Annotated in this window: 10 protein-coding genes; 3 read left to right on the forward strand and 7 right to left on the reverse strand. The window is 71.9% G+C overall.

From position 1 onward, the window contains the following. Positions 1-59: 59 nt before the first annotated feature. Both WMF39_RS39825 and WMF39_RS39830 read left to right on the forward strand, forming a co-directional pair. Positions 60-572, forward strand: coding sequence for a hypothetical protein (locus WMF39_RS39825; RefSeq protein WP_437741674.1), 513 nt, complete (start codon positions 60-62; stop codon positions 570-572). 206 nt (positions 573-778) lie between these two features. Continuing rightward, positions 779-2,638, forward strand: a complete 1,860-nt coding sequence (locus tag WMF39_RS39830) for a hypothetical protein (protein ID WP_437741675.1) — start codon at positions 779-781, stop codon at positions 2,636-2,638. A 39-nt stretch (positions 2,639-2,677) separates the two neighbouring features. On the opposite strand, the gene WMF39_RS39835 is transcribed toward WMF39_RS39830, so the two are convergent. The 7 genes from WMF39_RS39835 to WMF39_RS39865 form a co-directional block, all read right to left on the reverse strand. Then, positions 2,678-3,538: a hypothetical protein gene (locus WMF39_RS39835; protein ID WP_437741676.1), complete on the reverse strand. Its 861-nt coding sequence runs from the start codon at positions 3,536-3,538 to the stop codon at positions 2,678-2,680. Between the two features lie 139 nt (positions 3,539-3,677). Continuing rightward, positions 3,678-4,913 carry a hypothetical protein gene (locus WMF39_RS39840; RefSeq protein ID WP_437741677.1) on the reverse strand — a complete coding sequence of 412 codons (1,236 nt, stop codon included), beginning with the start codon at positions 4,911-4,913 and terminating at the stop codon, positions 3,678-3,680. A gap of 832 nt (positions 4,914-5,745) precedes the next feature. After that, a complete protein-coding gene (locus WMF39_RS39845; protein ID WP_437741678.1) occupies positions 5,746-6,939 on the reverse strand; it encodes a serine/threonine-protein kinase in 1,194 nt (397 codons plus the stop codon). A 295-nt stretch (positions 6,940-7,234) separates the two neighbouring features. Continuing rightward, positions 7,235-8,986: an ABC transporter permease gene (locus tag WMF39_RS39850; protein ID WP_437741679.1), complete on the reverse strand. Its 1,752-nt coding sequence runs from the start codon at positions 8,984-8,986 to the stop codon at positions 7,235-7,237. Further along, positions 8,983-10,221 (reverse strand): ATP-binding cassette domain-containing protein, encoded by a 1,239-nt coding sequence (locus WMF39_RS39855; protein ID WP_437741680.1) that lies wholly within the window; start codon positions 10,219-10,221, stop codon positions 8,983-8,985. The genes WMF39_RS39850 and WMF39_RS39855 overlap by 4 nt, the downstream gene beginning before the upstream one ends. After that, positions 10,218-12,356: a hypothetical protein gene (locus tag WMF39_RS39860; RefSeq protein ID WP_437741681.1), complete on the reverse strand. Its 2,139-nt coding sequence runs from the start codon at positions 12,354-12,356 to the stop codon at positions 10,218-10,220. Before WMF39_RS39860 ends, WMF39_RS39855 begins: the two co-directional genes overlap by 4 nt. Next, a complete protein-coding gene (locus WMF39_RS39865) occupies positions 12,353-13,417 on the reverse strand; it encodes an AAA family ATPase (protein ID WP_437325185.1) in 1,065 nt (354 codons plus the stop codon). The genes WMF39_RS39860 and WMF39_RS39865 overlap by 4 nt, the downstream gene beginning before the upstream one ends. Before the next feature lie 89 nt (positions 13,418-13,506). Between WMF39_RS39865 and WMF39_RS39870 the strand changes: the two genes are divergently transcribed. Next, positions 13,507-14,040: a hypothetical protein gene (locus tag WMF39_RS39870; RefSeq protein WP_437741682.1), complete on the forward strand. Its 534-nt coding sequence runs from the start codon at positions 13,507-13,509 to the stop codon at positions 14,038-14,040. The last annotated feature ends 62 nt before the right edge of the window (positions 14,041-14,102 follow it).

Raw genomic sequence — 14,102 nt, forward strand, 5'->3', positions numbered from 1 at the left:
CGTTCATGGTTGTCGACCTCGTGCGATGCTCTCGCCCGCCATGCTGCTGGAGAACTCCCATGCACCGACCCCTCCTCGCCCAAGGCCTCGTGCTGTCGCTCTCGCCGTTCGGGTGCTCTACTAGCCCGGAAATTCCTGAAGCGTACGGCATGGCGGTCATGACCGTGAACGGGGAGAGCTTGGTGCTTGACACGGGGGATAGCGGCAAGCTGCCTGTCGCCGGATTCGACGACAGCTGGGACGTTGACTGCTCCCGCCTCAATGGCGAAACCAATCTGGAGCTGGTGGATCACTCGAAGGACAGGAGGGGCTTCTACTACCTCGATCTCCATCTGCTCGGCAGCGAGCGCAAGGGCGGCGACGCTGCTGTCGTGAACATGCGAATGTACGTCGACGATGCGCTTTTCTATGGCTCCTGCCACGCGACGCTCCGGACATCGTCCGAGGACTCGCACGAATGCAAGTTCTCTTTCGCTGACTGTGGCCTGAACTTGCTCGGCGCTGCCCAGGACGTTGTCCCAGCGCGCCTCGAGTTCGCGTCATTCCACTTGAAAGGGTGCTTCGTCCCCTGAGGGGGGCGGAGCGCGATATGTCCAAGGACAGCTCCTCCGCGGCGCGTCGTGGCGCACATGACCGACGCCACTCCACAGGGCGTCCCGACAGCGCGCGAGGCGCTCGCACCGGGCGCGACGTCGGGCACGGCGTGCCGCAATGAGGTTTGGAGGAGTGCCCGAAGCAGCTCTGGCCGGCGCGTCGGCCCGCAGGTACACCTCGATCCATGGTCGATGCGTCTCCCCGGCGGAGGTTCAGCGCCGCGTTCGTTCGGTGGTCTCGCCGCGTCCGACGGCGGCTCGCGCTCGATCTCGTCCTCACCGGCGCCGCCGCTGGGATGATGCTCGGCGCGGTAGGCGCGGCGGGCGCCTGGCACATGCGGCAAGGCGCGCTGCGCCCCTGGATGGCCGCGGGCGGCCTGCTCGGCGCCGTGGCTGGCGCAGCGGTGGCGCGCCGGCGCCGGTGGACTGACCCGAACGTCGCGTTGTTTCTCGACGGCAAGCTCGGCTCCGCCGAGTCGGTCTCCACGGCCGTTGAGCTCGCAGCAGCCGAGGACGCGACGGACGGCGCGCCCGGTGCCAGCGCATCCGCGGCCCGCGAGGTCGTGTTCGCCCACGCGACCGCGGCCCTCGATGCCGCAACCGCCCGGCAGGTCCGCACGCCCCTGGGGCGACGCTGGCATGCCGGAGCGCCCCTCGCGGCAGCGGCCATTGGCTATCTCAGCTGGCTTCCCCTGCCACCAGCGCCCGCGGCAGCAGCGCCCCCACCCGGGGCCGAGCAGGTACGCGTCGCCGAGATCGCCGGCCTCGGGCGGGTGGTCCAGCTTTCCGAGATCGACGCTCGGGACGCGGAGCAACACGATCGGCTGAAAAAGCTCTCCGACGACGCGAAGAGGCTCCGCGAAAAGCTGAAGAGCGGCGTCGAGCGCCGCGAAGCGCAGGCCGAGCTCGGCAGGCTCCGCGACGCGATCACGGCCGAGCGGCTATCGCTCGGCGAGGGCGAGCAGCGTCATGGGATGGAGTCGGCGCTCGGCAAGCTCGGAGAAGACCCTCAGCTGAAGCGGGCTGCGAAGGCGCTCGGCGATCGCGACCTCGTGGCGTTCGACGAGGAGATGGCGCGGCTCGCGAACAAGCTCGAACGGGATGACCGCGAACGGGCCAGGAAGGTGCTCGAGGAGGCCGCCGAAGCCGCCAAGAGGGCCGGCGCCCCCGGCGTAGCGAAGGCGCTCGAGGAACAGCGCAAGCTGCTGGATCAGCGCGGCGAGCAGGCCGACGCGTTGAGGGAGCTGGCGGAGGCGCTCGGCGACAGGCTCGGCGACGAGGGGCGCGACGCGCTCCGCGAGCTCGCCCGGACCGGCAGCGACCGCGACGCGCGGCGGCTTGCTGGCAGCCTCGAGAAGGCGCTCGAAAGATTGAGCCTCGAGGAGCGCAAGCGGCTCGCCGACCGCTTGAAGCAGCGGATGGCGCAGTCGCCCGAGAGCGCGCTCGGAGAGCCCATGTCAAAGGAGCAGATGCGCGAGCTCGCACGGCAGCTCGAGACGCCGGACGGACAGCAGCAGCTCGAGGAACAGCTGCGCCAGATGGCCCAGGAGGGGAGCCCGAGCAGCGAGGAATCGAAGCGCCAACGAGCGCTCGACGATGCACAGCGCGGGGCGGGCGAGGCCGAGGGGCAGCTCGGGGGGACGCCGCTCCCGATGCCGATCGCAGGCGGGTCAGGCCAACCGGGGTTGGGCGGCCAGGAGCGCGGACAGAGCGGGCAGCAGGGCTCGTCGGGAGGCGGGGCCGGCAAGCAGGGGTCGGCGCAGCCAGGTCACTCGGAGGGCGGCGGCTCGGGCAGCCACGAAGGGCAGACCGGCGCGATCGCCGGGGGTGAGCTGCGCTCACGGGCCAGCGCGAGGCTCAACCCGGGTAGGCCGATGCCGGGGATCGTGACGGGCCGAGCAGCCGGGCGCGCCGGAGACACCGCCAACGTGCGCGGCGAGAGCGCGCTCGGGGTCGTGGGTCCCCAGGAGGTCGGCGGTGTCGAGCGCAGCGATGTCCCCGAGGAGTACCGCGAGCAGGTAGGCCGTTACTTCCAGCCGCGCTGAGTCCGGGGACGAGACGTGGAGCGCGCAGCGCCCACCGGCCTAGAAGCTCGCGCCCAGCAGCAGGCCGTTCGCCTCCGCGCTCACGAAAGGCGCGGCATACAGCCGGGGGAGCCCGGCCTTCGTGACCGGCGTGCGGCTCGACGTGGAGAGCGCGTACAAGGCCGTCCCCGCGAGCACCACGCCGCCGCCGAGGAAGCTCCAGAACGAGACGTTGGCGAGCGTGGTCTGGGCGTCGCGCAGGTCGGTGCGCCTCGCGCTGCCGAACGGCTCCGTCGCTGCGGACTCGCCCTTTGCCGTGGAGAGGATCGCGAAGGTCACGCCCGACGCGAGCCCGAGCAGCCCGACGGCCCCGCCCGCGACCACCAGCGGAATGTTCGGGCCCGAATCGAGGCTGAGGGCGATGCTCTGGTCCGAGCCCCTCGCCACGAGCAGCGACGTCGACGTCCTGGCGCCAGCGCGGCGTGCCTCGATCCTGCGCTTGCCGGGATCGACGAACACCTGGGCGTCGAGGGGCGAATGCCCGACGACCTTGCCGTCGACGAGCACCTCGGCGTCGTCGACGTTCACGCTGATGCGAAGCGCGCCGACCTGCGACCTGGCGACGGCGAGGCGCTTCTGCAGGAAGCTCTTCTTCTCGGCCTTCTCGCCGAGCGGAAAGGTATTGAGCGCGTACAGGAGGTGCTCGGCCGCCTCGCGGGGCTGGTTCACCTCCAGCTCGACGTTCCCGAGGTTGCCGGCCACGTCAAAGCTCTGCTGGAGATCCCACGCCGCCTGATAACGCGCCTCGGCCTCGGCGAATCGCGCTTCATCGTAGAACCTGTTCCCCTCCCGGTAGAGCTGCGCGGCGCGCTCGCCCGCGCGCGACGTCGCAGGCGGGGCGTCGGTCGGAGAGTTCGGCATCAGCCGAGCCTCTCCGGTCGCGCTCGCGATGCTCGGCCCCAGAAGAACCGCCGCGCACGGGAGGAGTAGAGACAGGTATTTCAAGAATGGCTTTCGCATGGTGGCTGGCGGGAGGAATGCAATCCGGAGAGGCGACGCCTCAGGGGAACGGACGCGGGGGAGCGGTCGTCCCCGGGGGCGTTGTGGGCGACGCAGAGGGCGCGGACGGCGGGACCGAGGGGGGGATCGGAGGGCTCACAGCCGAGTCGTAGAAGTCGTCCACCGCCGTCGAAGGCTTGACCGGGCGCCTCACCTGCACAGCAGGGCGCGGTGATGACGGACGGGCGGCGACCGTGGCCGCGGAGTGAGCGGGCGGCGAGCTCGGCTCCGCCGTGGGCGACGCTGTCGGAACCTCGGGCGCGGCGGGAACGGGTCGCTCTGCGGTGGGCGGCGGCTCGATCGCCACCGGGGGCGGATGTTCGGGCTGCGCGCTCGGGGTGGGCGTCGCGAGGCCAGCGGGATCGGGCGTGGGAGCGCGGCCGCCCTCGGCCAGCGCCGGATCCTGCTCGCTCGTCGGATTGGCGGCGCGCCACAGCACCCAGAAGCCTGCGACCGTCGCGCTCCCCAGAAACACGAGCAACGCGAAGAGCGCCAGCGGGGCCCTGCGGCGGCGCGCCGCGAGCACCGCCGCGGCGGCCGCTGCGGTCACCGCGGTGTCGTCGGGCCGCGCCGCGGTCGGCTGCAGCCCCGCTCGAGGCGCGCCGGCTGCTGGCGGGGGAGCGGCCGCTGCAATCGGCCGCTGCTTCCGGGACGACTGCCCGCGCGAGCCGGACGACTCGTCTTCGGGCGGCGGCCAGACGCCGCTGCCCACACCGACGCGGGCCGTGCGGACGCCACCGGGACGCGCACCGCCCTGCCCATCGGGAGCCCCCGTCGGCGGACCCGGCATGCCCTGCACAGGGATCCTGCGCATCGTCGGCCGGTTCCGTTCGTCGACGCCCTTCAACAGCGACGGCGCTACCTGGATCTTCTGCTGATCCATCGCCTGGTGCTCTCGGTTCGGAGGCAGCGTGACCGGAGGAACATACACTTGCTTGTCGCTCGGTCCCGCCTCGCGATCCTGGCGGCGCCGCGGCCTAGGCTCGCCCCACTGCACCATCCGCTCCGCGGGCGGCGCTGCGGGGCCGGTGTTCCCTTCTTCAGGTCTGCGGCGCGGCTCCTGCGTAAGCGCTCGCTGTTGCGCCGGTGAGGGGTGCTCTTGCGATGCAAAATTCGGCGTGTCGTACCCGCGCGGCGGCTGCTGCGGCAGCGTCGGTTGCTGCGGCGCGGCGTCGCCCGCAGCGCCCTGAGCCGCCGGCTGGCCTGGCGAGCTCTTGTTCGCGTTCCTGTTGGTCATGCCTGCCCCTCTCGCCACGCGCAAAAGGCGCGCTGCTGCCCCACGTGAGCAGCAGCGCATCGAGCCCCCGGTACAAGACGCCGCGCTGTCATGGGCGCGCTCCCGAGGTGATCTGCCTCGACCGCTGCACCGCAGACGGCGTGGCGGGTGCCGCGGCAGCGCTCCGACAAGCCCGGGGGCGCCGGAGGCCAGCGTCGAACGTGCGCTGGTCCGCGCACGGTACCTCGGAGCTCGCTCGGGAACAGGGCCACGGCATGGACCCGAAGATACTCCACCCGGCCGCCACCACCACGCACCCAAGCGTGACCACCCCCTCCGGAGCGATGCCAAGGTCGCTCCATGGCAGGGCGCAGGCATCGGGAGCCGCCGCGGTCACGTCCGTGACGGCGGCGGCTCCCGATGCTCGAAGGCGCCGGTGTCGCGGAGCATGACGTCGCGCAACGCGCGGCTCCGCGGGTCGACGGCGCGCAAAGTTGCCCCTGGCCACTTTCTTGCTTTCTCACCGAATCACGCGCGTGTTGTCCAATACTCCGCTGCCAAAATTCCCGCGTGCCACGACATCGATTTTTTGCACCCATCCAGCATCCACGGTCCACGGTCCGCACCCAGGTTGAGCTGCCGAGCTGCCTTCTGGCCCGCACCCAGGTTGACCTCCGGTTGACCTCCACCGCGCGCCTGAGGTTGACCAGGTTGACCCCTCCGAGGTTGACCCTTCCGACCCAGGTTGCCCCTCTCAGCGCCAACGCTCCCCATTCCGCAGCCCGCATCGTAGCGGGTTCGTCACACCGGGTGACGTTCCTGGCATCCGCGGCGACGACGCCGTACCCGCCTGTCAACCCAGGAAGCTCACCAGAAGCGCCAGGGTGAAGCCGAAGAGCACCACGCTCACCACCAGCAATCCCATGGCCGCCCAGCTGGCCTGAGCGCGCGCAGACCGTCGCGCGCGCCGCGGCCTGCTTCTGTGCGCCTCCGAGGCCCGCTGCAGCGCAGACCCTGGGGCGGGCCGCGCTGCCATGTACGGCGCCGTGAGGCCGAACGCCTTCACGGTCGCGCTCAACGTCGGTGGGAGCACCGGCGCCCGGACCGGCGGCAGCGTCAGCGGCGCCGTACGCTCCCAGTACGACCCGGACGGTATGACCGACCCACCATCCACCCCTCCCGAAAGCCCCGCGGCGATGCGCGACAGCTCCGCCGCGAACGCCGCTGCGTCCGGAAAACGAAGCTCCGGGCTCTTCTCCAGCGCCCTCATGATCGCGCGGTCGAGCTCCGGCGGCACCGCTCGTGGCGCGTGGCTCGACGGCGGCGCGGGGACCTCGCTCGCATGGGCGCGCACGAGCTCGTGGACGCGCCTCACATGCTCGAACGGATCGCGACCGGCGACCAGCGTGTAGAGCACCACGCCGGCCGCATACACGTCGGTGCGCGCATCGACGGCGAGCCCGCAAGCCTGCTCGGGCGAGAGATAGCGCGGCGTACCGACGAGAACCCCCTCCTCCGTCTGATAGAGCGACGGCGCCGGCGCGCGCCCATCGCCGCGCGGAGCGACCACCTTGGCGATCCCGAAGTCGAGCACCTTCACCACGCGCCGACCCTGCGCATCCGCGTCGCACACGAAGAGGTTCTCGAGCTTCACGTCGCGGTGAACGATGCCCGCGCCGTGCGCCGCGGCGAGGCCCGCCAGCGTCTGCGTCACGAGATCGAGCGCCTCCATCGCAGGCAGCGCGCCGCGCGCCGCGAGCTCCTCGCGCATCGTCCGGCCGTAGAGCCGCTCCATGACGAGGAACGTCCTCCCCTCGGCGGTCCGCCCGAAATCGGTGACGGTCACCAGGTTCGGGTGAGCGAGCCGCGCCAGCGACTGCGCCTCGACGCGCATCCGCTCCACGAGCCGCGGCTCGCGGTTCAGGTCGCGGTGCAGGAGCTTCACCACCACCGGCTTGTCGAGGCCCACGTGCGCCGCCTCGATCACCTCGCCCATTCCCCCTCGCCCGAGCCGGCGCACGGGCCGGTACGGCGTTCCATCCAGCAAGGTATCGCTCAGCTCAGGCGCCGCGCATCGGCAGTCTTCGTGCGAAGGCAAGGCCATCCTCTGCGGGTCGAGGTGGTGCCGCCGTCGTCACACGACGCGAGGAATCGAGATCCCCTCTCGCTCCCGGACCTCGAGCGCGCGAGCGCTCTTCTCACACGCTCGCCACGGGACGCCCAAGATTTCGACAGATCCGCGCGCAGCGCATCCTGACGCATTCCCCGGACGCGTTCCAAATTTCCACACAAAGAGACGTGCGCGTACGATTTCGGAGCGCGTCGCGATCATGCCCCCGTGATCAGGCGGCGGTGCCCGCGGCGCTCCCTGGCTCCGCGTGCTCGGGCGTGGCCGCGTGCGGCGGCGCTGCCTGCTCCGCCGCGAGCGCCGCCTCGTCTTCCCGGGCGAGGAGCGCGTCCGTCTCGGCGAAGGCCGCCTCGCGTTGCGCGACGACGGCAGCGCAGCGCGCGCGGGCCGCGGAGAGCAGGCCGAGCCCGACGGCGACCCAGCCCGCTGCGGCCGTGTACCCGGCGGCGATGACAGACGACCCCGCGTCGCCCTGATCGGCCTTGGAGAGCATCACGAACGCATAGAACGGCGACGGGGCCGCGACGAGGAGAGCGCTCTCGCTCGTGTCGAGCTCCGCGACGAGGCCGGCGATGGCGGCGACGATCCATGGGCCGACCGCGATCGTGAAGAGCAGCGTCAGGAGCAGCGCCCGCGTGACCAGGGGCGAGGCGATCCGCGCGCGAAGGAACGCGTTGAGCCCGACGAGGAACACGTAGACGGCGAGCGCGTAGACGGCGACGTGCTGGACCTGCTGCGCATGGATCTCCGGCGTCGGGACGGGCGCGCCGAGGCTCAGCCGGTGCCCGACGACCCAGAGCGCGGTGATGGCGGAGACCCCCACCGCGAGGAGGAGGTACGCCGAGCGCATCACGCCGGGGCCGAAGAAGCGACGCAGCCGGCTGGCGCGGCTCCGAGCCCAGTGAACCTCGACGCGGCGCGATGGGCCGATCGGCTCTCCGGCAAAGAGGAACACGCAGAAGATCAGAAACGAGAGCGCCGCGCACAGGCCCGCGACGATCGCGGGCAGGCGATCGGAGGCGTCCACCGAGAACGCCGGCACCGCGACGGCGGCGGTCGTCACGGGCGCGCAGACCGCGAACCACGTCTTCAGCCCGGAGGAGCGATCATCGCTCTCGCTCGTGAGGTTCGAGACGGTCACCTGGTACAGGAACCACGCGGGCATGCCGATCGCCGCGATCGGCAGGAGGATCAGGAAGAGCACGTAATCGAGGCCGAGCGGCGCGCGCTGGTAGGCGATCGGGAGCCAGATGGGCGGCCCCTCGGGAACCTCCGGCCAGGCCAGGTGGGCCGCGTACGAGAGCCCCGAGCCGCCCGCCGAGAACAGGCCGATCGACAGCGGGAACGCGAGCAGCAGCGTGACGAGGATCGCCGCGCGCAGGCTCCCCATCTTCGAGCTGATCGCCAGGCCGAAGGCCACGCTGAGCAGCGCGATCAAGAAGAGGAACAGGAAGGCGATCACCACCTCCATCGCGGTGATCCCGCCGAACAGGAACGGCAGCGCCCCGACCGGCGCGAGCATCACCACGTACATCGAGATCGCCGTGTAAGCCGCGAGGAACTTGCCTCGCGCGATCTCACCGGGCGGGATGCCCGTCAGGAGCACCGCCTCCCAGGTGCGCCCCTCGCGCTCCGAAGCGATGCTGTTCGCGGCGACCGCCGGCCCGACCAGCGCCACCACGAAGTACGCGAGCGAGAAGAAGACCTGGAACAGGATCACGCCCGTCTTCGCAGGCGCGATTTCCTTCGCCGCGATGCCGCCGATGGCCGCCACGAGCAGCGCCATCAGCACGGCCAGCACGAGCAGGATGATCGGCGTGCGGGCGAGGCGCGCCGCCTGCTTGAGCTCGCGGATCCAGATCGGGTTCGGTTCGCCCAGGATGCGCCCCACGCGATGCCGCGCCCGATCGACGAGCCGCTGCGACGCCGGCCCGGCGGGCGGCGATGTGCCAGTCTGCACGCTCACTGCACCTCTCCTTGCGTGACCTCCAGGAAGATCCTCTCGAGCTCATTGCGCTCCGGCTCGACGCCGATCACGCCGACGCCGCTGCGCACGAGGTGCTGGACGATCTCGGCGATCTTCACGTCGGTGCCCACGTAACCGACGTGCACGGCTCCGGCGACGATGTCGACGTCGGTGATCCCCGGCCCGCCCCTGACCAGGAAGGCCGCTGCCTCGGGATCGCCGAGGACCCGCACCTTGACCTTGCGCCGGGAGATCGGCGAGAGCGCCGGATAGGCCGCCTGCCCCGCGCTCGCCGGCGCAGCGGCGTGCGGCGGGTGCTGGCCGTATCCGGGCGGCGGACCGCCGGCCTGCGAGCGATCGACGGCGGCCGGATCCGCCGGCGCGCCGTCGGGCGTGGCCGCCTCGGGTCCGTGCCGCGGCGGCGCGTGTCCATGCGCCTGCGCCCCGTACGCGCCCGGCGCGGCGCCATGGCGCGGCGGCGCGTGCCCGTGCGCCTGCGCCGCGCGCACCGCCTCGAGGCGCGCGGCGATCTCCCCGATCGGCCCGGCGACGACGAGGCGGCCCTTCTCGAGGATGCCGATCGACGTGCACACGTCGGAGAGCTCCGTGAGGATGTGCGACGAGAGGAAGATCGTCTTCCCCAGGCTCCGGAGCTCGAGCAAGAGATCGCGGATCTCGATGCGCGCGCGCGGATCGAGATCGCTCGCCGGCTCGTCCAGGATAAGGACCTTCGGATCGTGCAGCAGGATCCTCCCGAGCTGGAGGCGCTGCTTCATCCCCTTCGACATCGTGGCGACGATCCGGTCCTGGATCTTGCCGAGGTCGGTCAGCTCCAGGACGGCGTCGACCACGTCGAGCGACGGCACCCGGAAGGCGTCCGCGAAGAACTCCAGGTACTCGCGCACCGTGATCCTGTCGTAGACGCCGGCGTGATCCGGCATGTACCCGATGCTTCGGCGGACAGCCGCGGGGTCGATCGTCACGTCGACGCCGTCGATCTCGACCCGCCCCGCCATGGGCTCCAGCAAGGTCGCCATGACCCGGATCGTCGTCGTCTTGCCCGCGCCGTTCGGCCCGATGAAGCCGAAGATCTCGCCGGGGCCCACGTCGAAGGTGACGTCCTTCAGCACGTCGAGCGCGCCGAAGCGGTGCGAGAGGTGCCGGACGCGGATCGTCGGCCGAGCCCGCTCGATCTGCGCCCCGGAGGGCGGAGCGCCGCCGAGCGCCGCGCTCACGGCCGGCCTCCGTAGCCCACGACCCGCACGAGCACGCGATCGCTGTCGATCCGCAACCCGGAGTCGCTCGCGCGCCCCTCGCCGCCGTCGAGCTGGCCGAACAGCACGGGCACCCCGGCCGGGAACCAGTCGACCGATCCGCCGGCCGCCTCCTCGATCGCCAGCCACGCAGCGCCTAGCCCCGGCGCGTCGGGCTCGAGGAGCGGAGCCAGCAGCCTCCCGCCGAGGTCGTGGACGTCCATGCCGCCGACCCGCCGCCCGAAGCCCGCGTGCGAGAGCCAGCCCTGCCCCTCGCTCCGCGCCGCGAGATCGACCCCCGCGCGCGACGAGACCCTCTCCCCGTCGCCGATGCGGGCGAAGTAGCGGGCCGCGCCCTCCGGTAGCCACAGGACGCCGCCCCGGAGATCGCGGCCGCTCCGGTTGCTCACCACGACGTCGCCGCTCGGATCGGCGACGATCGCGATGCCGTCCCCGAGCGACGCGGCCCCGTCCTCACGCACGATCACCGTCTGCCAGGGGAGCGCCGCGACCTTCGTCAGCCGCGCCCCGTCGCGGTCCACGAGCAGCCGGTCGCGCCGCTCCGAGAGCTCGGCGACCACCGCCGTGCTGATCACGCCGCTCGCGTCGGTCGTGCGGACCGTGAGCTCCTCCGCGCTGGCGACGAAGAAGCCCCGGAACCGGCGCACCGCCCCCTTCGTCATGCCGGCCCCCGCCTCGATCAGCGTGAGGTGGCGCGCCCGGCCGCGCACCCCCTTCGCGAGCAAGCCCACGCCGACGATCATCGCGAACGTGACCGCAGAGAGCACCGGCAAGTGCCACAGCGCGCGGAGCGGCCTCCCCTGCCGCGCGGCGCGCGAGAAATTGATCGGACCGGCGAGCACCGCGTAGATGCAGAGCAGCAGCGCGGAGACCCCGATCGCCCAGCGGGAGCTCTCGTTCGGATCGAGCTCCCGCCGCACCGGATCGAGGTCGACGCCCATCGCATCCTCCCCCGGGCGGAAGGCGACCGTGGAGCGACGGTCGTAGGCTCGGCGAGCGAGATCGGCCACCCGGATCTTCACCCACGGGTCGCTGGCCGCGGGCGAGCGCGTGGGGTCGAAGGCGAGCAGGTGCACCTCGCCGAGGCCGTAGAACGCCGAGCTGCCATACGCGCTCCCGCGCAGGTTGCCGCCCGACCAGCCGCAGAGCGACTCGGCCACCGCGGGGGTCGCGCTCGGCGCGGGCAGGAGCACGTTGCCCTGCTTGCCAAAGCCGCTGGAGCCGCCGGGCGGCGCGATCTCCGCGAGGGTGGGCGGCGCGATGGCCGCCCTCGCGACCTCACCGCCGACGAACGCCGCGAGCGTCGGGTGCCGCAGATCCTCGGGGCGGGCGACGGACAGCGCCAGCGTGCCGCCGGAGAGGACGAAGCCGGCGAGCGCCTCGAGCTCGGAGCCGCCCAGCCTGGACAGCGTGTCGGTGCGCATGAGCACGGCGTCCGCCGCGTTGTACAGGGCCGCCCGGTCGGGCAGCAGCGGGTCGCCGGTCGCGCTGTCGAAGCGAGGTTGCCCGACCCAGAGGACAGGGCTCGGCGTCCCCCCGGGCGCGCGGCTGGTCGATATGTACAGCGGCGCGATCGGCGCGTCGTGGAGGCCCCCGCGGAGCAGCGACCTCTCGCTGACGTCGAAGAGCACCACCGCGTGTTGCGAGGTCGACGAGAGCCCCTGCGACGACACCTGCGCTCCGCCCTCATCGAGCGCCCGCACCTGCACGTCGCCGAAAGGCGACACGTGCACCGGCACGCGCACGTCGACCGACGCGCCAGCCCCGACGGCGTACGGCGCCGACGCGACGAAGACGCGGTCATCGGAGTAGCGCTTCGACTCGACCTCGACCTCGCCCCTGGCCGCCCGGCCGCCGTTGTTCTGGATGCGCACGACGACCTGGTTCCAGCCCCAGGGCATCCCGCCGCTCGTCCCGAGCACGGGCGCCACGTCGACGACGAGCGCCGTCGCGGTCGACAGGGGCGGCGCCTGCCCGGACGCGGGCCCCGCCGAGAAGAGCGCCGCGAGCGACGCCGCCCCCGCAAGGCCCTTCGCGCCTCTCCTCAGCGACCCGCTCCGGATCGCCTGCCCCCGCGGCTCCTGCACGCGCCTCATCGCCGGATCGCCTGCGCCACGGGCTCGGGCCGCGCCTCGATCGCGGAGAGGAGCGCCGCGATCACCTGATCCGTCGTGATCCCCTCCGCCTCGCCCTCGAAGGACCGGATCATCCGGTGGCGGAGCACCGGCTTGGCGACCCGCTGCACGTCGGCGAAGGCGACGTGCGCCCTTCCCTGGAGCAGCGCCACCGCCTTCGCGGCCAGCACCAGCGACTGCGCGCCGCGCACGCCGGCGCCGAACCGGAGCGACCTCCGCACGATCTCGGGCGCCCCCTCGGCGGCCGGATCGCTCGCCCGGGTGAGCCGCGACGCGTACCGCATGACGGGCTCGGCGACCGCGATGTCGCGGCAGAGCGATCGCAGCGAGAGCACGTCGTCGCGGGTGAGCACCCGCGGCGGCGGCCCGCGATCGTGGCCCGTGGTCCGGGCGAGGATCTCGGTCATTTCATCCTCGGTCGGGCTCGGCACGAGCACCTTGAGCAAGAACCGATCGAGCTGCGCCTCCGGCAGCGGGTAAGTCCCTTCCATCTCGATCGGGTTCTCGGTGGCCAGCACGAAGAACGGCTCCTCCATCGCGTACCGCGTGCCCGCGATGGTGCACGCGTGCTCCTGCATGGCCTCGAGCAGCGCGCTCTGCGTCTTCGGCGTCGCCCGGTTGATCTCGTCGGCCAGGATCACCTGGCCGAAGATCGGCCCCTTGTGCAGCGAGAAGTGGCGCGAGCCGTCCGCCGCCGCGACGAGCACGTTCGTGCCGGTCACGTCGCTCGGCATGAGATCCGGGGTGAACTGGATGCGCGAGAACGCGAGATCCAAGCAGCCGGCGATGGTCCTGACGAGGAGCGTCTTGCCCAGCCCGGGCGCCCCCTCGAGGAGGACGTGCCCTCCCGCGAGGATCCCCCAGAGCGTCTGCTCGATGACGTCGTCCTGCCCGACCACGGCCTGCCCGATCGCCTCTCGCAGCCGCGCGCTCGTCCGCTGGGCGAGCTCGAGCCTCGCCTCGAAGGACGCAGGGGCCGTGCCCTGCCCGCCGTCAATACCCGCGCCTGATTCCGCCGCCATCTGGTCGCCCTCGGCCGACGACGATAGCCGGCCGCGCCCCGCGCGTCGATCGGAGCTCGCCATGCTATGTCTTGCGAATGAGGATGCTTATGTTGACCTGTCGCCGTGGGCTCGCTTCGCTCTGCCTTGCCGCGCGCAGCGGCGCGGCGCTCACCGTGGTGCTGTCGCTCGGCGCGAGCGCCTGCGCCTCGGTCGTCGGTGAGCATGAGGTGGAGACCAAGTTCCTCGTGAAGCCCACCTCGCAGTCGACCTTCTCCGGATGGAGCGAGCTCTCCGTCTCGGAGGACCCGAGCTCCGTCGACAGGGCCGAGCTCATGTACATCCGGCTGGAAGCACGCGACGACAACGTGCCGGACCTCACCTTCCTCAAGAGCGTATCCGCCTCGGCCGTCGTCGACGGCAAGTCGACCGTCGTCGCCAAGAAGGCGCCGATGCCTACCGGGGAGCGCATCGTCCCGCTCGATCGGGTCTATCACGACGACATCCGGCCCTTCTTCTACAAGAACGACGAGAGCGGCGATTACACGGTGCACGTCGACTGGGAAGGCAAGGTCGATCTGACGAAGACGATCCCGCCCGAAGGGGTGTGGATGAAGGTCCTCGTCGCCGTCCGCATCGAGTGATCGAGGCCGCGAGGCCGGCGGCGCCGCAAGCGCCCAGGAAGACGGAGCGCTTCTGCAGGGAA

Source organism: Sorangium sp. So ce1504, assembly GCF_051521635.1.
GTDB lineage: Bacteria > Myxococcota_A > Polyangia > Polyangiales > Polyangiaceae > Sorangium > Sorangium cellulosum_B.